The following is an 18,810-nucleotide window of genomic DNA, read 5'->3' as shown; positions in this document are numbered from 1 at the left end:
CCACGAACAGACCCTGTCCCGCCTTCCCGAGACCTTCTTGCGGCCCCGCTCGATGCGGTCCTCGCCACGCTTGGGCCGGTACCAAGAGCCCTCCCCATGGCGGGGACGGCTTTGATTATGACCCGGGTTTCAGCSCGTCTGATTGAATTGGCTGAGAAAGTTGTAGAGCGTTGGATCGGTTGGGTTCTTTTCGACGAACGCCGGGGATCCACGCTGCTCTATCCCCGTCCGCCTTCCTGTTCCTTCTCCCTGGAGGGAGAAGGCAGCCTGCGAAGCAGGTCGGATGAGGGGTTAGGGACGGTCGACGGCGTGCCGGCACGCCGGTTGGCGGCGTAACCCCTCACCCTCCCAGGCTATCGCCTGGGCCCCTCCCTCTCCCCTCCGGGAGAGGGTTTGGGGGGCGATCCCAAGCGTTCGGGAAGCTGAAAACGCCCCCTCCGGCCCTTCGGGCTGCCTCTCCCGGAGGGGGAGGATCATTGCCGTCATACCGCGGCCGGCGCGGGGGTCAGGGCGCGGACGGCGGCGATGATGGGGTCGGCTTCGGTGCGGACCAGCCAGTCGGGGCTGACGTCGGCGAAGCGGACGACGGCCTGGCGGTCGATCACCACCACGGCCGGCTGCGGCAGCTCCCACGTGCCCGTGCCGGTGACGTCGCCGATGAAGCCGCCCTTGGCGCGCTGGGCGTCCTGGCTGGCCTGGTCGGCGGTGTAGAGCACCCCGAACCGGCGCCCGAGCGCGTTGTCGGGGTCCGATGCCACCTTGTAGCTGAGGCCATGTCGCGCGCGGATCTCGCCCAGGCGGTCGGGGACCTGCGGGCTGACGGCGACCAGGGTCGCGCCGATCGCCTTCAGGGCCGGGGCCAGGCGCTCCTCGTAATAGGGCAAGGCGATGTTGCAGGCGGGACAGCCGGCGAAGCGGAAGAACACCAGCACCGCCGGCCCCTTGGCGGTCAGGCCTTCCAGGGTCAGGTCGCCGCCCTCGACGTCCTTCAGCACGAAGGGCGCGACCTTGTCGCCGACCTTGACCCATTCGTCGGGATCGGCCGCCTCGACCAGGCGGGCGCGCTGGTCGATGTTGATCTTCAGCGCCGCCGGGTCCCAGGTGCGGACACGTTCGGCATGCAGCGCGGCCAGGCGTTCGCGCAGGGTCTGATGGCTCATGAAGTCCTCCCGTCCTCGGTTCGAGCGGTGTCGGCGGCGTCGATCGCCATCAGGCGGGCGCGCTCGAAGATCGCCCCCATCCGCCAGTGCTGGTTGGTGTGGGTCGCGGCGTGCTCGTCCCAGCCGCTGTCGCGCCGGAAGCCGCCGACGTCGCCGGTGGCGAGGGCCTGCTGCGCCGTGACGCCGGCGACACGGCCAGTCTCGGGCCAGACGAACAGGGCGTCTTCCGGGCAGTAGAGCTCGCACAGGTAACAGGTCTGGCAGTCGGCCTGGCGGGCGATCACCGCCTTGCCGCCGGGCCCGCGCGCCAGCACGTCGCTGGGACAGACGTCCACGCAGTCGCCGCAACCGCCGCAGCGGTCGTCGATCACGACCTCGATCATGCGACAGCCTCCAGCCTGGTGCTTTCAGGGCTGATCGCCTCGAAGCGGGTGACGACGCGGTCCAGGCCATGCGAGCGCTGGCGCGAGGCCAGTCTCGGATCGAGCCCGGATGCTTCCTCGCGGCGGTGCATGCCCCGGCTCTCGCGGCGCTGCACGGCGCTGACCTTGCTCCAGCGGGCGGCGGCGACCAGGGCGGCGGCCTCGCGGGCCCTGAGCAGCCCCCTGCCCCAGCCGCCGGCGTGGGCGGCGATCTCGCGCCAGGCGTCGTCCAGCCTTTCGCCCGAGGCCCCGAGGTCTGCGCCGGTGCGGAAGATGTTGCGGTCGTAGGCGCCCATCTCGTGGCGGACGACCTGGACGGCGGCGGGAAGGTCGACGCCGGCCAAGCGGCTGGTCGGCCGCAGCCCGGCCTGGCCGATGTGGCGCAGCCGTTCTCGGTGTCGGCGGTGGTCAACGCCACGGGCCCGACCGGCGACGTGACCCGGTCGACCGATCCGCTGCTGCTGGACCTGATCCGGCGAGGCCTGGCCCGGCCCGATCCCTTGCGCCTGGGCCTGGACGTCGACGCCGACAACCGCCTGCTCGACGTGTCGGGCTCGGCGAGCCGCACGCTGCTCGCGGTCGGCCCCGTCACGCGCGGGGCCCGGTGGGAGATCAACGCCGTGCCCGACATCCGCGGCCAGGCCGCGCAGGTGGCGGCGGCGGCCCTGGCGACGGTGCGACGCGGCTAGAGGCAGTACTCATTTGGCCGAGGGCAATGAGTTATCTGTTTCAATAGCTTATAGCAGTTGTCATCCCGGCCGCAGCGCAGCGGAGCGCCGGGATCTCCCACAGTTCAGAACCTGCCGACCTGGGAGATCCCGGCTCTACGGATCGCTGACGCGCTCCTCCGGCCGGGAAGACACGTTTCTTTGCGCGCCAATTGAGTCCAGACCCAAAGTTGGCTCGGCGTTCACTCCCAGGACCGCCCCCAAACCGCCCTTCCCCGCGAAGGCGGGGGCCCAAGCGGGGTCTGCGGGTCGCTCACGGACGCGCCTTGTCCTGAAATACAGCTTGGATCCCCGCCTTCGCGGGGATGCTCGGAGAAAGGGTCGGCACTTGAGCGCGTATCGGGCCCAACCAATTCAATCGCTTACTCCTCGTCATCCCGGAAAGCCCGCAGGGCTTATCCGGGACCCAGGGGCCGGCGCACTGCAGGTGGCTCCTGGGTCCCGGCTCTACGGCCCGCTACGCGGCCCTTCGGCCGGGATGACGCGAAAATTGAGTACGAGCCCTAGAGCTCCAGCGCCGCCGTGTGGATCAGCTCCGACAGCTTGCCGATCGACGGATGCGGCGCGGGGCCGGTGCGGCGCACATAGGCCACCTTGGGCAGGCTGGGCAGGGCCGCCTCGGCGATCGGCTGGGCGTCGGGACGGAACAGGCTGGTGCGGCAGGTCACGGCCAGGCCCGACTGCACGGCCGCCCGCAGGGCCGACAGGCTGGGCGTCTCAAGCGCCACGCGGTAGGGCCGCCGCTCCCGCTCCAGAGCCGCCAGCGCCGCGTCGCGGAACCGGCACGGCGCCTCCAGGATCGCCAGCGGCAGGACGTCCAGTTGGGCCAGATCCGCATCGCCGTGCCAGACCATCGGCACGGTGCGGGCGGCGGCTGGGTCGTCATAGGCTCCCATGCACAGGATCACGTCCAGGCGGTCGCTGCGCAGCAGGTCCAGCAACTCCGGCGAGCCGGCCACCCGCACCTGCAGCTGGGTGTCGGGGTTGAGCTGGGCGAAGCGGGCCAGCACGCCCGACAGCAGCGTCTCGGCGAAGTCCTGCACCAGCCCCACCCTGGCCGGCCCGGCCAGGGCGTCGCCTGTCAGCGCCACCACCGCCCGATCGTTGAGGGCGAGGATATCGCGGGCGTGGCCCAGCAACGTCTGGCCCGCCGGCGTCAGCGACAAGCGCCGCCCCTCGCGGTGGAACAGCGGCGTCAGCACCGTCTCCTCCAGGCGCTTCATCTGCAGGCTGAGCGCCGACTGGGTGACGAAGACCCGCTCGGTGGCGCGCAGCATCGAACCGCTGTCGACGATGGCCACAAAGCTGCGGAGCAATTCGGTCGGAAGGTTGGTCGGCATCTGGCGTCCCGTCTATCCCGTTGAGGAACTCTAATAAGACCCCTGAGGATAAGTCTATTGATCGAGTAGGAATTCAGCGTCCATCTCTGTGAAGCAACGGCGCCCCCGCCGCAACGGTCACAGCGATGGAAGCGACCCGATGTCTTTGGCGATCGCCGATAGAATTTCTTCAGCCAAGCCATGGCGATGGCCGCGCCTCTCCCGCGCCCGCTGGCTGTCGCCGGTGCTGCTTCTGGCCTTGTGGGAGCTGGGATCGCGGTTCGGGGTGATCCCCGAGCGGGTGCTGGCTGCGCCTTCGACGGTGGCCGAAACCTTCTGGGCGCTGACCATCTCGGGCGAGCTGCCCGCCAACCTGCTCGTTTCCCTGGCCCGCGCCGCCGCCGGCCTGTCGATCGCGCTGGTCGTGGCCGTCACCCTGGGCCTGGCGGCGGGACTGTCGCGCCTGGGCGAGACGGCGATCGACCCGCTGATGCAGATCAAGCGGACCATTCCGTCCCTGGCCCTGACCCCGCTGTTCATCGTCTGGTTCGGCATCGGCGAAACGCCGAAGATCGTGCTGATCGCGGTGGCCACCACCTTCCCGATCTATCTGAACCTCTTCGCCGGCGTGCGCGGCATCGACGTGCGCCTGGTCGAGGCCGCCCGCAGCTTCGGCCTGTCGGGCTGGGGCCTGGTGCGCGAGGTGATCCTGCCCGGCGCCCTGCCCTCGTTCTTCGTGGGCCTGCGCTACGCCCTGGGCGTGTCGGTGCTGGTGCTGGTGGTGGCCGAACAGATCAACGCCCAGGCGGGCCTTGGCCACCTGATCAACAACGCCCGCGACTTCATGCGGACCGACATCATCGTCGTCTGCCTGCTCGTCTACGCCCTGCTCGGCCTCGGCGCCGACGCCCTCGTCCGCACGCTGGAGCGCCGCGCTCTGGCCTGGCGGCCCAGCCTCGTGGAGCAATGACCATGGTTCAGCCGCGCATCCGCCGCCGCGCCTTCGACACCGTATCGCCGGCTCCGGCCACCGCGCCGATCGCCCCCGCCGTCAAGCTGACCGGCTTTGTCCGCCAGTTCGGCGCCAACCGGGTGATCGACGGCCTCGACCTGTCGATCGCCCCGGGCGAGTTCGTCGCCCTGCTGGGCGCCAGCGGGTCGGGCAAGACTACCCTGCTGCGCACCCTGGCCGGCCTCGACCCCGTCGGCGACCAGGACGTGACGACGCCCAGCACCCGCGCCGTGGTGTTCCAGGACGCCCGCCTGCTGCCGTGGAAGAAGGTCTGGCGCAACGTCGCGCTGGGCCTGAAGGACAAAGGCGTCCGGGCCAGGGCCGAGGCGGCGCTGCAGGAGGTGGGCCTTGGCCACCGCCTGGACGCCTGGCCCTCCACGCTGTCGGGCGGTGAGGCCCAGCGCACCGCCCTGGCCCGGGCGCTCGTCCGCGAACCTGGCCTGCTGCTGCTCGACGAGCCGTTCGCGGCGCTGGACGCCCTGACCCGGCTGAAGATGCACGACCTCGTCCTGAACCTCTGGAACGAGCACAAGCCAGCCGTGCTGCTGGTCACCCACGACGTCGACGAGGCCATCTCGCTGGCCGACCGGGTGCTGGTGCTGAACAAGGGCCGGATCGCCGCCGAGGAGCACATCGCGCTGGAGCGTCCGCGTGCGCCGGACGCGCGCTTCCAGGCCATCCGCCGCCGGCTGCTGGGCCACCTGGGCGTCGAGGCCCCCGCGCCGCACGAAGGCGCCCTGGTCGCCTTCCCCACCGGCGAGGCCGTGCAGTGAGCAGCATCGCCGCCCGCAAGCTGGAGCCCGCGCCGCACCTGCCCGACCTCGACGCGGTGCTGCCGCGCCTGACGCAGGCCTTCGCCGCCACCGCCGGTCGTCACGACCGCGAGGCCAGCTTTCCCTTCGCCAACTTCCAGGCCCTGCACGAGGCMGGCCTGCTGGCCCTGACCGCCCCGGCGCGCCTGGGCGGCCTGGAAAGCGACCTGCCCACCGCGCTGAAGGTGGTTTCGGCCGTCGCCCGGGGCGAACCGGCCACCGCGCTCGTCCTGGTCATGCAGTACCTGTTTCACGCCTCGGTCGAGGGGCGTTCGGGCTGGCCCGAGCACCTCAAGCAGCGGGTCATCGGCGACGCCATCACGCACGGCGCGCTGATCAACGCCCTGCGGGTGGAGCCCGATCTCGGCACGCCCGCCCGCGGCGGCCTGCCGGCCACCATCGCCCGCCGCACGCCGGAAGGCTGGCGGATCAGCGGCCGCAAGATCTACTCCACCGGCTCATCGGCCCTGACCTGGTTCGTGGTCTGGGCCCGCAGCGACGACGCCGAACCGCTGGTCGGCGGCTGGCTGGTGCGCGCCGACACGCCCGGCGTGGTCATCGAGGAGACCTGGGATCACCTGGGCCTGCGCGCCAGCGCCAGCCACGACGTGATCTTCGAGGACGTGCTGGTCCCGCTGGACCACGCCCTGGACCCGCAGCCCCTGGGCGCCCCGCCGCCCTATCCGGCCAGCTTCGGGACCTGGTCGTCGGTGCTGACGGCGGCGATCTATGACGCGGTCGCACGTTCGGCCCGCGACTGGCTGGCCGACTTCCTGATCAGCCGCAAGCCGGCCAACCTGGGCGCCAGCCTCTCGACCCTGCCCCGCTTCCAGGAGGCGCTGGGCGAGATCGACGGCCTTCTGCTGTCCAACCGCGTGCTGTTGGACAGCGCAGCGAACGGCGAGACGGCGGCCGGCGAGAGCGGCCTCGTCAAGCACCTGGTCACCGAGAACGCCATCACGGTCGTCGAGAAGGCGCTGAAGCTGACCGGCAATCCGGGCCTGACGCGCAACAATCCGCTGGAGCGCCATCACCGCGACGTGCTGTGCGGCCGCGTGCACACGCCGCAGGCCGACGTGGTGCTGACGGGCGCCGGCAGGACGGCCTTCGCCGGACGCGAGGTCGCGCAATGAGCCGTCTCGTCGTCGCCAGCCAACTGCCCGAGGTGTTCAACAGCGTCTTCGCCCAGCATGCGGTGGACGCCGAGATCATCGCCGTGCCGCCGGGCCTGACCACGCCGCTGCCGCCCTCGGCCAAGGTCCTGGTCGCCGCGCCCTTCCGCAAGGCCGGCGGCGTACTGCCCAAGACCCCGCCGCCGGGCTGGCCGTTCGACGTGCGCTGGGTGCAGCTGGTCTCGGTCGGCATCGACTTCTACCCGGACTGGCTGTTCGACGGTCCGGTCGTGACCTCGGCGCGCGGCTCCTCGGCGGTGGCGCTGGCCGAGTTCGCGCTGGCCTCGATCCTCGCCGAAGCCAAGCGCCTGCCCGAGATCTGGATCGACAAGGCCGAACGCTGGACGCCCCAGCCCTTGAAGCTGATCTCGGGCACGACGCTTGGCCTGGTGGGCTTCGGCGCCATCGGCGAGGCCCTGGCCCCGCGGGCCCAGGCGCTGGGCCTGAACGTCATCGCCACCCGCCGCTCGGACAAGCCGATCCCGGTTCCCGGCGTCGAGCGCGTGGCTGACCTGAAGACCCTGTTTTCCCGCAGCGACCACGTGGTGCTGGCCGCCCCGGCGACGCCGGAAACGCAGCGCCTGATCGGCCGCGAGGTGCTGGCCCACGCCAAGCCCGGCCTGCACCTGATCAACATCGCCCGCGGCGCGCTGATCGACGACGACGCCCTGCTGGCGGCGCTGGACGACGGCCGGGTGGCTCGCGCCAGCCTGGACGTGACCTTCCCAGAGCCGCTGACCGACGGGCACCCGTTCTACGGCCACCCCAAGGTGCGGCTGTCGCCCCACACCTCGGTGCACACGCCCGACACCCGCATCAACCTGGCGACCCAGTTCGCCGAGAACCTCGCCCGCTTTCGCGCCGGCGCGCCCCTGGCCGACATCGTCGACCTGTCGCGCGGCTACTGACCACAAGGACCCCTCGCGATGACCGCGATCCCTTCACCGCGCGGCTTCGCCGCCGCCCCGCACCCCGCCAAGATCGAAAGCGTGCTGCCGCCGTTCGGCTCGCGCGAGATCCCCCAGCAGCCGACGATCGAGCTGGAGCGGCTCTATCGCAAGCAGCGCCTGGCCGCCGGCTATCGGCTGTTCGGCCGCTATGGCTTCGACATGGGCGGCGCCGGCCACATCACCGCCCGCGATCCCGAGCTGACCGACCACTTCTGGGTCAACCCGCTGGGCGTGCACTTCTCGCGCATCAAGGTTTCGGACCTGATGCTGGTCAGCCACGAGGGCGAGATCGTGCAGCCGCCCGAGAAGGCCCCGGCCCGCCTGAACCGCGCCGCCTTCGCCATCCACTCGCAGCTGCACGAGGCCCGCCCCGACGTGGTGGCCGCCGCGCACTCGCACTCGCTGTACGGCAAGGCCTGGTCGGCGCTCGGGCGGCTGCTGGACCCGCTGACCCAGGACTCGGCGGCCTTCTACGACGACCACGCCCTGTTCGAGGAGTTTTCGGGCGTGGTGCTCGACACCAGCGAGGGCCAGAAGATCGCCAAGGCGCTGGGCCCCAAGAAGGCGGTGATCCTGCAGAACCACGGGATCCTGACCGTCGGCCAGTCAGTGGAGGCCGCCGTGTGGCGCTATCTGGCGCTGGAGAACGCCTGCCAGGCCCAGCTGCTGGCCGAGGCGGCCGGCCCGACCAAACCGATGCCGCCGGAGGTCGCCAAACACACAGCCGGCCAGGTGGGCACCGAACTGGGCGGCCTGTGGTCGTTCCAGCCCTACTGGGACATCGTCACCGAAGAAGAGCCGGACCTGTTCGACTGATGGCCGGCATTTCGCTTTCCCGCCGCGACCTGATGTCGGGCGGCCTTTCGATCGCGGGCCTGTCGCTGGCGGGCCTGACCACCCTGAACCTGGCGGCCTGCTCGCCCAAGGGCGGCGACAAGGCCGGCTCGCTGGCCGACCTGACGCTGCGCGTGGCGACCTATCGCGGCAATCCCGAGAGCTTCTTCAGCGAGGCCGGCATCGCCGACCCGCCCTACAAGCTGGCCCGCACCCAGTTCGCCGGCGGCAACCTGATCGCTGAGGCGATCAACGCCCGGGCTCTGGACTTCGGCGGCATGAGCGAGATCCCGCCGATCTTCGTCGCCGCCCAGCCGGGCAACCAGGTGCGCATCGTCGGCGTGCTGCAGGGCGACGTGAACAACCAGGTCGTGCTCGTGCCCAAGGGCTCGAGCGCCCGCGACTTCAAGGACCTGAAGGGCAAGCGCGTCGGCTACGTGAAGGCCACGACCTCGCACTACATCCTGCTGCGCCTGCTGCAGGAGGCGGGCCTGGCCTGGAGCGACATCACGCCTGTGGCGCTGAGCCCGCAGGACGGCCTGGCCGCCTTCCAGAGCGGAGCGCTGGACGCCTGGGTGATCTACGGCGTCATCGTCTACCAGGCCCGCGAGGCCGGGGCGCGGGTGCTGCGCACGGCGCTGGGGATCCTGTCGGGCAACTACCTGATCACCGCGGCCAAGGAGGCGCTGGACGATCCCGTCCGCTTCCAGGCGCTGGGCGACTATGTCGGGCGCTACAAGCGGGTGTTCGACTGGATCAACGCCGACGGCGAGCGCTGGGCGCAGGCCCGGGCCAAGGTCACCGGCGTCAAGGCCGAGTATTACGCCCAGGAGTTCCGCGAGAAGTCCTCGCCCAGCATCCTCGGGCCGATCAGCCAGGCGGCCATCGCCTCGCAGCAGGCCGTCGCCGACACCTTCGCCGCCGCCAAGATCATTCCCACGCGGGTCGACGTGCGCCCGCTGTGGGATGACCGCCTCTCATCGTTTCTGAAATGATGTCGAGCAACTCAAATATATCCGATGACTTCGGACGATATGAGCAGAGCTATCCGCTGGATCATTTTATATTCGTTGAGATAAGCGCCCTCACGAAGACAAATCCCCATCGAACAAGCCGGGGATAAATCCGTGCAGACCTTCAAGCTTCAACTTCTCGCATTCACTTCCAGCCTCGCCGTCGCCGGCGGGGCCTTGGCGGCCGAGCCGGCGCCGGCCGCCAATACCGACGACAGCGGCTCGGCCGCCGTCGAGCAGGTGATCGTCACCGCCGAGCGCCGCGCCACCGACCTGCAGAAGACCGCCATCGCCATCTCGGCCTTCGGCCCGCAGGTGCTGGCCGACCGCAAGGTCGACAACATCCGCGACCTGGCCGGCCAGATCCCGAACCTGTCGATCAGCCGCGTCACCATCAGCCACACCACCCAGACCTATGCGCTGCGGGGCGTCGGCGAGGCCGATCCGATCCAGGAGCCGGTGCTGGCCGTCTATGTCGACGACGTCTACGTGCCCCGCCAGATCGGCTCGATGATCGAGTTCAACGACCTGGAACGCATCGAGGTGCTGCGCGGCCCGCAGGGCACGCTGTACGGCCGCAACTCCAGCGCCGGCGCGCTGCGGATCATCACCCGCGATCCGGGCCAGGATTTCCGCGCCAAGGCCGAGGTTGGCCTGGGCAGCTACGGCGCCGTCGACGTGCGCGCCCTGGTCGAAGGCCCGATCGTCGAGGGCAAGCTGGCCGGCAGCCTGTCCTACATCCACCACAAGCGCGACGGGGTGACCTTCGACCCGACGCTGAACCACGACGTCAACCGCATCGACCTGGACGCCTACCGGGCCAAGCTGCGCTGGACGCCGACCGAAAAGCTGAACGTCCTCTTCACGCTGAACGCCCTGCGCGACCGCAGCGACACCCGCAGCTACATCCCGGTCAGGCAGCCGGGCGGCGGTTTCGACAAGCGCCGGTCCTATTCCGAGGTCGAGCCGACCCAGGACCTGGACCAGATCAGCGGCTCGATCCGTGTGCAGTACGCGCTGAACGACAACCTCAAGATCAAGTCGATCACGGCCTACGGCGGCTTCAACCTCAATCCCGTCAACTACGACAACGACGGCGAGGCGGCGCTGATCCAGAAGAACCTGATCCACTACAACGACCAGTACGTCACCCAGGAAGTCCAGCTGAACGGCGACTATGGCCGCCTGACCTTCACCAGCGGGCTGTTCTACCTGCACGAACGCTTCTTCGTGGAGCGCGACGGCTACAGCCGCCGCAACGCCCAATCGACCGATCCGACGGTGACGCCCGGCAACTACAACTTCGCCCGCGCCCACAACGTCACCAACACCGACGCCTACGCCCTGTTCGGCGAGGCGACCTATGCGGTGACCGATCGCTTCAGCCTGACCGGCGGTCTGCGCTGGACCAACGAGGAGAAGGAATTCACCTTCGACAACAAGGTGCTGAACCTGGCGGGCCAGGTGATCGGCCAGTCGATCGCGGGCCGGGCCGACAAGACCTGGTCGGCGATCACGCCCAAGCTGACCGCCCAGTACCAGTGGACGCCGGACGTCTCGCAGTACGTCAGCTACTCCAAGGGCTTCAAGTCGGGCGGCTTCGACAACCGCGCCACGCGCCTCGATCTGGCCACCCTGCCCTTCGCGCCCGAGGACGTGACCACCTTCGAGGCCGGCCTGAAGACGCAAGGCTTCGACCGTCGCCTGCGGGCCAACCTGGCGGCCTTCTACAACGACTACCAGGACCTGCAGGTGTCGTTCTACGACCCGGCCTATGTGGGCAGCCGCCGCGGCAACGCCGGCCAGGCGCACACCTATGGCGTCGAACTGGAAACCGAGGCGCGGCCGACCGAGCGGGTGGGCCTGAACTTCAACGTCGGCTGGCTGTTCGCGGTCTATGACGACTACAAGGGCGCCGGCGGCGCGGGCGTGAACGCCGACGGCAACCGCCTGCTCAACTCGCCGCGCTGGAACCTGTCGGGCGGCGTCACCTGGGATGTGCCGGTGCAGATCCCGGGCGCGGTGCGCGTCGGCTTCGACGCCCAATGGCAGAGCGGCGTGGTCAGCAGCGCCACCCCGGCGGCGGGCGGCCAGAACAACATCCCGTCGCAAGGCTTCCTGAACGGCACGGTCACCTGGACCGCGCCCGACCCGCACTGGGCCGTGCAGCTGTCGGCGCGCAATATCCTGGACAGCGACAAGCCGGTGAGCTCGACCTACACGCCGTCGACTGGGGTCTACTACCTGAACTTCCCCGATCCGCGGACCTGGCTGGTCACGCTGAAGTACGCGCTGTGACGTCATGAGCAACGCGCCCAACCTTTCCCGCCTGGCCAGGTTCGTCGGAAACCTCGGCGCCCTGCTCGACCGCACGGGCGACGAAGCCGAGATCCTGCGCGAAGGCCAGGCTCTGCTGGCCGACCTGATCGCCCAGGACGACTGGCTGCCGCAGGCCTACGCCGAGCCGAACCCGGCCCGCTACCAGCAGTACCTGCTGCATTGCGACAGCCGCGAGCGGTTCAGCGTGGTCAGCTTCGTCTGGGGCCCGGGCCAGGCCACGCCCGTGCACGACCACACGGTCTGGGGCCTGGTGGGCGTGCTGCGCGGCGCCGAGCTGTCGCAGCCCTATCGCCGCGACGGGCAGGCCCTGGTTCCCGACGGCCCGCTCCACCGGCTGGAACGCGGCCAGGTCGAGGCCGTCTCGCCGACGGTGGGCGACGTGCACCAGGTCACCAACGCCTTCGACGACCAGGCCTCGATCAGCATCCACGTCTACGGGGCCAATATCGGCGCGGTCCGCCGCGCCACCTACGACGCCGAGGGACGGGGGAAGCCCTTCGTCTCCGGCTACTCCAACGACACCCTCCCCAACCTGTGGGACCGGTCCAGGCCGGTGCCCGTCGAGGCCGCGCCATGACCCTGCCCGTCGTCACGCCCCGCGAGGTCCGCCAGGACCTGATCGCCCGCCGCGAGATCGCCCTTCTGGACCTGCGCGAGGAAGACCCCTTCGCCAAGGCCCACCCCTTGTTCGCCTCGCAACTGCCGCTCAGCCGGCTGGAGGTCGAGATCCTGGACCGCGTGCCCAGGAAGGAGACGCGGATCGTGCTGTACGACGACGGCGAAGGCCTGGTCTCGCCGGCCGGCAAGCGGCTGGCGGCGCTGGGCTACGGCAACGTCCGGGCGCTGGCGGGCGGCCTGCAGGGCTGGCGGGACGCCGGTTACGAGCTGTTCCAGGACGTGAACTCCTACAGCAAGGCGTTCGGCGAACTGGTCGAGGCGCGGCGGCACACCCCGTCCCTGCCCGCCCAGGAGGTGCAGGCCCGCATCGACGCCAAGGCCGACCAGGTGATCCTCGACGCACGCCGGTTCGAGGAATACGCGACCATGAGCATCCCGGGCGGCGTCAGCACGCCGGGCGCGGAACTGGTGCTGCGAGCCAGGGAGCTGGCGCCCGATCCCGCCACCACGATCATCGTCAACTGCGCGGGCCGCACCCGCAGCCTGATCGGCGCCCAGTCGCTGGTGAACGCCGGCGTGCCCAACCCGGTCTTCGCCCTGCGCAACGGCACCATCGGCTGGACCCTGGCCCAGCAGAGCCTGGAGACCGGCCAGTCGCGCAGGTTCCCCGACGTCTCCAACCAGACGCTCGAGGAGGCCCGGTCCAAGGCCCGCGACGTGGCCTATCGCGCCGGCGTGCGTCGCATAGACGCCGAGGGGCTGGCCGACCTCTCCACCGACCGCAAGCGCACGCTCTATCGCTTCGACGTGCGCACGCCCGACGAGTACGCCAAGGGCCACCTGCCCGGCTTCCGTAGCGCGCCCGGCGGCCAGCTGGTGCAGGAGACCGACGTCTTCGCCCCCGTGCGCGGCGGCCGCATCGTGCTGGCCGACGACCTGGGGCCGCGCGCCGACATGACCGCCTCGTGGCTGGCCCAGCTGGGCTGGGAGGTCTACGTGCTGGAAGGCGGCTTCGAGGGCGAACTGGAGGTCGGCGCCTGGACGCCGGCCCAGCCGCCGCACCTGCCGGTGGTCGAGACCATCCTGCCGCGCGCCCTTTCCGAAGCCCTGGCCGATGAGGCCGTCGTGGTGCTGGACCTCGCCCCCAGCCCCATCCACCGCAAGGGCCACGTGCCCGGCGCCTGGTTCGCCATCCGCGCCCAGCTGGCCGAGGCGCTGGAGCGGATCCCCGAAGACAAGCCGATCGTCCTGACCTCGCCGGACGGGGTACTGGCGCGCCTGGCCGCGCCGGAGCTGGAAGAGATCGCCGACCGGCCCGTGCGCGTGCTCGACGGCGGGACCGCCGCCTGGATCGCCGCCGGCCGGGCGCTGGAGCCGGGCCTCGCCCGCGCCGCCAGCGATCCGACCGACGTCTACAAGCGTCCCTACGAGGGGACCGACAACGCCGCCGAGGCCATGCAGGCCTATCTGGACTGGGAGTTCGGCCTGGTCGACCAGCTGGCCCGCGATGGCAGCCACGGCTTCTTCGTGATCTGAGGCCCCGCCATGACCCTCACCCTCTACATCGCGCCCGGCAGTTCCTCGCTGGCCCCGCTGGTGGCGCTCGAAGAGATCGGCGTCGCCTACGAGGTGCGCCGGCTGGACCTGGCGGCCGGCGACCAGCGCAAGCCGGAGTACCTGCGGGTCAATCCCAAGGGCCGCATCCCCACCCTGCTGGTCGGCGAGGAGCCGGTCACCGAGGTGCTGGCGATCCTGACCTTCCTGGCGCACCGCTACCCGCACAGCGAACTGCTGCCGCTGCTGGAGCCGCTGAAACTGGCCCACGCCTACGAGGTGATGAGCTGGTTCGCCAGCACCGTGCACGTGGCCTTCGCCCAGATCGCCCGGCCCGAACGCTATGCCGACGACGAAGCGGTCAAGGCCGCGCTGGCGACGCCCGGCGAGGCCCGCTTCGCCCGCACCCTGGCCGACATCGAGCGTCTGGCCCAGGCGCCCGGCCCCTGGCTGCTGGGCGAGCATTTCAGCGCCGTCGACGCCTACGCCCTGGTGATCTGGCGCTGGGCCGAGCGCCGCCAGATCGACCTTTCGACCTATCCCGCCTGGAGCGCCAAGGCCGCCCGCGCCTTCGCCCGCCCGTCCGTCGTGCGCGCCCTGCGCAAGGAGACGGCCCAGGCGCCGACCCACGCCCACTGAACCCTTTCATCCGCGCATCGAGGACCATCCCATGAGCGTCGAATTCATCGGTATCATCCACACCCAGAACGTTTCCGAGATCCATCCGCCGGCCGGCCCGGTGATCGACGTCGACTATGTCGAGAAGATCGCCCGCGCCCATGACGAAGGCGGCTTCGATCGCGCCCTGGTGGCCTTCCACTCGACCGGCCCGGAAAGCCAGCTGGTGGTGGCGCATGCAGCTTCCGTCACCAAGAACCTGAAGTTCATGATCGCCCACCGCCCGGGCTTCACCCAGCCGACCCTGGCGGCGCGCCAGTTGGCGACGCTGGACCACTTCACCGGCGGACGCGTGGCCGTGCACATCATCACCGGCGGCTCGGACGAGGAACTGGCCAAGGACGGCGACCACCTGACCAAGGACGAGCGCTACGCCCGCACCAGCGAGTATCTCGACATCGTCCGCGCCGAATGGACCAGCGAAAAGCCGTTCGACTACAAGGGCGAGTACTATCAGGTCGACCAGGGTTTCGGCGCGGTGAAGCCCCTGCGCACGCCGCAGATTCCGGTCTATTTCGGCGGCTCGTCGGACGCGGCGATCCCGGTGGCGGGCAAGCACGCCGACATCTTCGCCCTGTGGGGCGAGACCCAGGCCCAGGTGGCCGAGACCATCGCCCGGGTGCGCCACGCCGCCGCCAAGCACGGTCGCCAGGTGAAGTTCTCGCTGTCGCTGCGCCCGATCATCGCCGACACCGAAGAGGCCGCCTGGGCGCGCGCCGACGAGATCGTCGCCAAGGCCAAGGCCCTGCGCGAGGCCGCCGGCCTGCCGACCAGCGGCCACCGCCCGCCCAACGCCGGCTCGCAGCGCCTGCTGGACGCGGCCGCTCAGGGCTCGCGCCTGGACAAGCGCCTCTGGACCGGCGTGGCGGCGGTGACCGGCGCGGCCGGCAACTCCACGGGCCTGGTCGGCACGCCCCAACAGGTGGCCGAGGCCCTGCTCGACTACTACGACCTGGGCGTGACGACCTTCCTGATCCGCGGCTTTGATCCGGTCGAGGACGCCGTCGCCTACGGCCGCGACCTGATCCCGCTGGTGCGCAGGCTGGTGGCCGAGCGCGAGGCCGCTCCGGCGGCCGCGGCGAGCTGACATCATGGCCCCGTACGACGCCGGCCCGCCGGCGCAGGCGCCCGAGATCGACTTTCGCGACGTGCTGGCCCACCTGGCGAGCGGCGTCGCGATCATCGCCTGCTGGGACGGCGAGGCGCCGCGCGGCCTGCTGGTCAGCTCGATCACCGGCCTCTCGGTCGCCCCGCCCCGCTTCCTGTTCTGCGTGCGCAAGGAGGCGGGGTGCCACGATGCGCTGCTGCGACGCCCCGACCTGTCTGTGGCGCTGCTGGGCGCGGCCGACGATGAGGAGGCGCTGCGCTTCGCCTCCGGCTCGCGGGCCCACGAGCGGTTCGATCCGGGCCGCTGGCGACTGCGCCGGCCGACCCCGCCGGTGTTCGCGGGCGGCGTGGCCCGGGCGGTGTGCCGGGTGGACACCGTGGTCGACGCCGGCGGGCACTCGATCTTCATCGTCGAGGCCGAGCACGTGGGCTTCTCGCCCGGACCGGCGCTGGTGGCCTGGAACCGGAGCCTGACGGCGGTGGGCTGACCCCCTCCGGCCCGATCATCGAAATGCTCTCCCTTCAGGGGGAGGGTCTTCAAGCCGCCGCCCGGATCCTCCGCAGCGCCGTAACCGCCCCCAGACATGCCGCGGCGGCTTCGCGGCCCTTGTTGGCGGCGTCGTCGCGGCTGCGGACGAGGGCCTGGTCGTCGTCGTAGGTGGTGAGCACGCCGAAGGTGATCGGGGTCTCGGTGGCCAGGCCCGCCTGCATCAGGCCGATGCTGGCGGAGAGGCTGATGAACTCGAAGTGGGCGGTGTCGCCCTTGATCACGCAGCCCAGGCACACGACGCCGTCGTAGCGACCGGTGCGGGCCAGCGCCTGGGCCAGCAGCGGCAGCTCGAAGGCGCCCGGCGCGTCGATTACGTCGCCCTCGGCTGCCGGCGCGCCGCCTTCCTGAAGTTCGGCGAGGGCGCCGCGCAGCAGGCCGCCGGTGACCTCGGGGTTGAAGCCGCTGACGACGACAGCGATGCGGGGAACGGAATGGGTCATGGAAGGGGTCCGGTCAGGAGGCGCGCGCCAGGCCGTGGCCCAGCTTGTCGCGCTTGGCGGCGAGATAGGCGGCGTTGTGCGGGGTGACGGGCGCCAGCAGCGGAACCTGCTCGACCACCTCGATCCCGCCGGCGCGCAGGGCGGCGGCCTTGCGCGGGTTGTTGCTGAGCAGGCGCAGGCGATCGACGCCCAGGCTCCTCAGCATGGCGACGGCGGCGGCGTAGTCGCGCGGATCGTCGGCAAAGCCCAGGGCGTGGTTGGCCTCGACGGTGTCGAGCCCTCCGTCCTGCAGGGCGTAGGCGGCGATCTTGTTGGCGAGGCCAAGACCCCTGCCCTCGTGGCCGCGCAGATAGACCAGCGCCCCGCCCTCCTCGCCGATACGGCGCATGGAGGCCTGCAACTGGGCGCCGCAGTCGCAGCGCTGGGAGCCCAGGGCGTCGCCGGTCAGACATTCGGAGTGCACCCGCACCAGCGGCGCCTCGCCCAGCGGTCCGTTCAGCAGCACGAGGTGTTCGACGCCGCTGGTCCGATCGCGGAAGGCGCGAACCTCGAACCGGCCGCCGTGGGCCGACGGCAGATGCGCCGCGGCGACCGGCTCGACCGTCTGGACGCGAAGATGCTCGACCAGTTCGGCGATGGTCAGGATCGGCAGGTCATGACGGGCGCCGAAGACCTCCAGGTCGTCGCGGCGGGCCATGGTCCCGTCGTCGTTCATCACCTCGCAGATGACCGCGGCGGGGGTCAGGCCGGCCAGCCGCATCAGCTCGACCGAGGCCTCGGTGTGGCCGGCGCGGGCGAGCACGCCGCCGGGCACGGCCCGCAGCGGGAAGACGTGGCCAGGCGAGACGATATCGGCGGGCTTTGCGCCCGGCGCGACGGCGGCCTGGATGGTCAGCGCCCGGTCAAAGGCCGAGATGCCGGTGTMGACGCCGACGGCCGCCTCGATCGAGACGGTGAAGGCGGTGCTGCGGCGGGTGCGATTGTCGGCGACCATCGGCGGCAGGCCCAGGCGGTCGACGGCGTCCGGCTCCATGGCCAGGCAGATCAGGCCGCTGGCCGCCTTGGCCATGAAGGCGATGGCGGGGGCGTCGGCGAACTGGGCGCCGAGCACCAGGTCGCCCTCGTTCTCGCGGTCCTCGTCATCGACGAGGATGATCATGCCGCCCGCCTTCAGGCGTTCGAGGGCGTCAGATAGGCGTGACATAGCCGCTCCACGTATTTGGCCAGCACGTCGACCTCGACATTGATCGGGGCGCCGAGCGCGGCGTGCTGCAGGTTGGTGTGGGTCCAGGTGTGGGGGATGATCGTGATCCCGACCGCGAAGCGCCCCTCGGCGTCGGCCGGGCCGACGTGGTTGAGGGTCAGGCTGATGCCGTCGAGGGCGATCGAGCCCTTCTCGACGCAGAAGGCGCGCAAGGCGCCCGGCAGGCTGAGCGTCAGCCGGCGCGAGCCGCCGTCGTCGATCACTTCAGAGAGATGTGCGACGCCGTCGACATGGCCCTGCACGAGATGGCCCGACAGGCGGGTCGACAGGGTCACGGCCCGTTCGAGATTGAGCACCGTTCCGACGCCGGCCGCGCCCAGGCTGGTGCGAGCCAGGGTCTCGGGACTGACGAAGAAGTCGGCCCCGCCGCCGGGATCGTGGCGCACAACGGTCAGACAGACGCCGTTGACCGCGACGCTCTCGCCCAGCGCCAGATCGGGAAAGCCGGTGGCCAGCGACAGGCGCAGGGCGCCGTCCTCGGGGGCGACGGCGACGACCTCGCCCAGGGTTTCGATGATGCCGGAGAACATGGGGCTCCTTCAGCCGGCCTTTGCGCGCGAGAGGATCTCGACGGTGTCGGGACCGCCGCCGCGGGCGGCCTTGGTGATGACGACGCGCTCGTCCCAGAGGTCGGCGGCGAGGAAGGCGGCCGACAGGGTCGGACCAGCCTCGACCAGCGCCTCCAGCGCGCCGCCGTCCGCCAGGTCGGACAGCAGCGCGGGGATGTCGGCGTGGAGGGAGGGGTCGAGGCCGCGCTCGCGGGCGGCGGCCAGATAGGCGGCGGGCGTGCGGCGGCGGCGGTCGAGGATGGCCAGGCGGCGCGGCGCGCGGCGGGGG

Annotated in this window: 21 protein-coding genes; 13 read left to right on the top strand and 8 right to left on the bottom strand. The window is 70.8% G+C overall.

Features of this window, described 5'->3' with window-relative positions; all coding sequences use genetic code 11:
• Window positions 1-482 precede the first annotated feature (482 nt).
• Genes AC1DCG_RS22710 through AC1DCG_RS22700 form a run of 3 tightly spaced genes read right to left on the bottom strand, consistent with a single transcriptional unit; the run spans window position 483 to window position 1,878 of the window.
• Window positions 483-1,160, bottom strand: coding sequence for a peroxiredoxin-like family protein (locus tag AC1DCG_RS22710; RefSeq protein ID WP_477036840.1), 678 nt, complete (start codon window positions 1,158-1,160; stop codon window positions 483-485).
• Complete coding sequence (locus tag AC1DCG_RS22705) at window positions 1,157-1,543, bottom strand: 4Fe-4S dicluster domain-containing protein (RefSeq protein ID WP_477031176.1); 387 nt, start codon at window positions 1,541-1,543, stop codon at window positions 1,157-1,159. The genes AC1DCG_RS22710 and AC1DCG_RS22705 overlap by 4 nt, the downstream gene beginning before the upstream one ends.
• On the bottom strand, window positions 1,540-1,878 hold the full coding sequence (locus tag AC1DCG_RS22700) for a hypothetical protein (RefSeq protein ID WP_477031175.1): 339 nt from the start codon (window positions 1,876-1,878) through the stop codon (window positions 1,540-1,542). Before AC1DCG_RS22700 ends, AC1DCG_RS22705 begins: the two co-directional genes overlap by 4 nt.
• 3 nt (window positions 1,879-1,881) lie before the next feature.
• Here AC1DCG_RS22700 and AC1DCG_RS22695 point away from each other — a divergent pair, with 3 nt between their 5' ends.
• Window positions 1,882-2,271, top strand: coding sequence for a hypothetical protein (locus tag AC1DCG_RS22695; RefSeq protein ID WP_477031174.1), 390 nt, complete (start codon window positions 1,882-1,884; stop codon window positions 2,269-2,271).
• A gap of 542 nt (window positions 2,272-2,813) precedes the next feature.
• On the opposite strand, the gene AC1DCG_RS22690 is transcribed toward AC1DCG_RS22695, so the two are convergent.
• The gene (locus tag AC1DCG_RS22690) at window positions 2,814-3,650 is read right to left on the bottom strand and encodes a LysR substrate-binding domain-containing protein (protein WP_477031173.1); all 837 of its coding nucleotides are present in this window, start codon (window positions 3,648-3,650) and stop codon (window positions 2,814-2,816) included.
• Between the two features lie 139 nt (window positions 3,651-3,789).
• Here AC1DCG_RS22690 and AC1DCG_RS22685 point away from each other — a divergent pair, with 139 nt between their 5' ends.
• From AC1DCG_RS22685 to AC1DCG_RS22630, 12 genes are all read left to right on the top strand, one after another.
• Window positions 3,790-4,599, top strand: coding sequence for an ABC transporter permease (locus AC1DCG_RS22685; RefSeq protein WP_477031172.1), 810 nt, complete (start codon window positions 3,790-3,792; stop codon window positions 4,597-4,599).
• Window positions 4,596-5,414, top strand: coding sequence for an ABC transporter ATP-binding protein (locus AC1DCG_RS22680; protein WP_477031171.1), 819 nt, complete (start codon window positions 4,596-4,598; stop codon window positions 5,412-5,414). Before AC1DCG_RS22685 ends, AC1DCG_RS22680 begins: the two co-directional genes overlap by 4 nt.
• Window positions 5,411-6,586, top strand: coding sequence for an acyl-CoA dehydrogenase family protein (locus AC1DCG_RS22675; protein ID WP_477031170.1), 1,176 nt, complete (start codon window positions 5,411-5,413; stop codon window positions 6,584-6,586). Before AC1DCG_RS22680 ends, AC1DCG_RS22675 begins: the two co-directional genes overlap by 4 nt.
• Window positions 6,583-7,533, top strand: a complete 951-nt coding sequence (locus AC1DCG_RS22670; protein ID WP_165256286.1) for a D-isomer specific 2-hydroxyacid dehydrogenase family protein — start codon at window positions 6,583-6,585, stop codon at window positions 7,531-7,533. Before AC1DCG_RS22675 ends, AC1DCG_RS22670 begins: the two co-directional genes overlap by 4 nt.
• Window positions 7,534-7,551: 18 nt before the next feature.
• Complete coding sequence (locus AC1DCG_RS22665) at window positions 7,552-8,391, top strand: class II aldolase/adducin family protein (RefSeq protein ID WP_477036839.1); 840 nt, start codon at window positions 7,552-7,554, stop codon at window positions 8,389-8,391.
• A complete protein-coding gene (locus AC1DCG_RS22660; protein ID WP_477031168.1) occupies window positions 8,391-9,404 on the top strand; it encodes an ABC transporter substrate-binding protein in 1,014 nt (337 codons plus the stop codon). Before AC1DCG_RS22665 ends, AC1DCG_RS22660 begins: the two co-directional genes overlap by 1 nt.
• A gap of 132 nt (window positions 9,405-9,536) precedes the next feature.
• Window positions 9,537-11,720 (top strand): TonB-dependent receptor, encoded by a 2,184-nt coding sequence (locus tag AC1DCG_RS22655; RefSeq protein WP_477031167.1) that lies wholly within the window; start codon window positions 9,537-9,539, stop codon window positions 11,718-11,720.
• A 4-nt stretch (window positions 11,721-11,724) separates the two neighbouring features.
• Window positions 11,725-12,339 (top strand): cysteine dioxygenase family protein, encoded by a 615-nt coding sequence (locus AC1DCG_RS22650; protein ID WP_477031166.1) that lies wholly within the window; start codon window positions 11,725-11,727, stop codon window positions 12,337-12,339.
• Entirely contained in the window at window positions 12,336-13,916 is a 1,581-nt protein-coding gene (locus AC1DCG_RS22645; protein ID WP_477031165.1) for a rhodanese-like domain-containing protein, read from the top strand. Before AC1DCG_RS22650 ends, AC1DCG_RS22645 begins: the two co-directional genes overlap by 4 nt.
• Window positions 13,917-13,925: 9 nt before the next feature.
• Window positions 13,926-14,573 carry a glutathione S-transferase family protein gene (locus tag AC1DCG_RS22640; RefSeq protein ID WP_165256298.1) on the top strand — a complete coding sequence of 216 codons (648 nt, stop codon included), beginning with the start codon at window positions 13,926-13,928 and terminating at the stop codon, window positions 14,571-14,573.
• Window positions 14,574-14,604: 31 nt separating this feature from the next.
• Entirely contained in the window at window positions 14,605-15,699 is a 1,095-nt protein-coding gene (locus AC1DCG_RS22635) for an LLM class flavin-dependent oxidoreductase (RefSeq protein WP_477031164.1), read from the top strand.
• Between the two features lie 4 nt (window positions 15,700-15,703).
• Window positions 15,704-16,207, top strand: coding sequence for a flavin reductase family protein (locus AC1DCG_RS22630; RefSeq protein WP_477031163.1), 504 nt, complete (start codon window positions 15,704-15,706; stop codon window positions 16,205-16,207).
• A 49-nt stretch (window positions 16,208-16,256) separates the two neighbouring features.
• Here the strand turns inward: AC1DCG_RS22630 and ribH are convergent, their stop codons facing one another.
• The 4 genes from ribH to AC1DCG_RS22610 form a co-directional block, all read right to left on the bottom strand.
• The gene (gene ribH / locus AC1DCG_RS22625) at window positions 16,257-16,709 is read right to left on the bottom strand and encodes a 6,7-dimethyl-8-ribityllumazine synthase (protein WP_477031162.1); all 453 of its coding nucleotides are present in this window, start codon (window positions 16,707-16,709) and stop codon (window positions 16,257-16,259) included.
• A 13-nt stretch (window positions 16,710-16,722) separates the two neighbouring features.
• On the bottom strand, window positions 16,723-17,913 hold the full coding sequence (ribB, locus tag AC1DCG_RS22620) for a 3,4-dihydroxy-2-butanone-4-phosphate synthase (RefSeq protein WP_477041684.1): 1,191 nt from the start codon (window positions 17,911-17,913) through the stop codon (window positions 16,723-16,725).
• Window positions 17,880-18,503, bottom strand: a complete 624-nt coding sequence (locus AC1DCG_RS22615) for a riboflavin synthase (protein ID WP_477031160.1) — start codon at window positions 18,501-18,503, stop codon at window positions 17,880-17,882. Before AC1DCG_RS22615 ends, ribB begins: the two co-directional genes overlap by 34 nt.
• 9 nt (window positions 18,504-18,512) lie before the next feature.
• On the bottom strand, window positions 18,513-18,810 hold a 298-nt coding region (locus AC1DCG_RS22610; protein ID WP_477041683.1), incomplete at its 5' end, for a dihydrofolate reductase family protein.

The sequence above is a fragment of the Caulobacter sp. 10L414 genome (genome assembly GCF_056395525.1).
The sequence above is the reverse complement of the archived record's forward strand: the minus strand, read 5'-3'. Positions and strand labels throughout refer to the sequence as shown.

What these genes read in the sequence shown, in the direction of transcription:
- AC1DCG_RS22645 (WP_477031165.1), top strand. Translation starts at nt 12,336, where the DNA reads ATGACCCTGCCCGTCGTCACGCCCCGCGAGGTCCGCCAGGACCTGATC.
- AC1DCG_RS22690 (WP_477031173.1), bottom strand. Translation starts at nt 3,650, where the DNA reads ATGCCGACCAACCTTCCGACCGAATTGCTCCGCAGCTTTGTGGCCATC.
- AC1DCG_RS22700 (WP_477031175.1), bottom strand. Translation starts at nt 1,878, where the DNA reads ATGGGCGCCTACGACCGCAACATCTTCCGCACCGGCGCAGACCTCGGG.
- AC1DCG_RS22630 (WP_477031163.1), top strand. Translation starts at nt 15,704, where the DNA reads ATGGCCCCGTACGACGCCGGCCCGCCGGCGCAGGCGCCCGAGATCGAC.
- AC1DCG_RS22660 (WP_477031168.1), top strand. Translation starts at nt 8,391, where the DNA reads ATGGCCGGCATTTCGCTTTCCCGCCGCGACCTGATGTCGGGCGGCCTT.
- ribH (WP_477031162.1), bottom strand. Translation starts at nt 16,709, where the DNA reads ATGACCCATTCCGTTCCCCGCATCGCTGTCGTCGTCAGCGGCTTCAAC.
- AC1DCG_RS22710 (WP_477036840.1), bottom strand. Translation starts at nt 1,160, where the DNA reads ATGAGCCATCAGACCCTGCGCGAACGCCTGGCCGCGCTGCATGCCGAA.
- AC1DCG_RS22615 (WP_477031160.1), bottom strand. Translation starts at nt 18,503, where the DNA reads ATGTTCTCCGGCATCATCGAAACCCTGGGCGAGGTCGTCGCCGTCGCC.
- AC1DCG_RS22670 (WP_165256286.1), top strand. Translation starts at nt 6,583, where the DNA reads ATGAGCCGTCTCGTCGTCGCCAGCCAACTGCCCGAGGTGTTCAACAGC.
- AC1DCG_RS22680 (WP_477031171.1), top strand. Translation starts at nt 4,596, where the DNA reads ATGACCATGGTTCAGCCGCGCATCCGCCGCCGCGCCTTCGACACCGTA.
- AC1DCG_RS22635 (WP_477031164.1), top strand. Translation starts at nt 14,605, where the DNA reads ATGAGCGTCGAATTCATCGGTATCATCCACACCCAGAACGTTTCCGAG.
- AC1DCG_RS22665 (WP_477036839.1), top strand. Translation starts at nt 7,552, where the DNA reads ATGACCGCGATCCCTTCACCGCGCGGCTTCGCCGCCGCCCCGCACCCC.
- AC1DCG_RS22705 (WP_477031176.1), bottom strand. Translation starts at nt 1,543, where the DNA reads ATGATCGAGGTCGTGATCGACGACCGCTGCGGCGGTTGCGGCGACTGC.
- AC1DCG_RS22640 (WP_165256298.1), top strand. Translation starts at nt 13,926, where the DNA reads ATGACCCTCACCCTCTACATCGCGCCCGGCAGTTCCTCGCTGGCCCCG.
- AC1DCG_RS22650 (WP_477031166.1), top strand. Translation starts at nt 11,725, where the DNA reads ATGAGCAACGCGCCCAACCTTTCCCGCCTGGCCAGGTTCGTCGGAAAC.
- AC1DCG_RS22685 (WP_477031172.1), top strand. Translation starts at nt 3,790, where the DNA reads ATGTCTTTGGCGATCGCCGATAGAATTTCTTCAGCCAAGCCATGGCGA.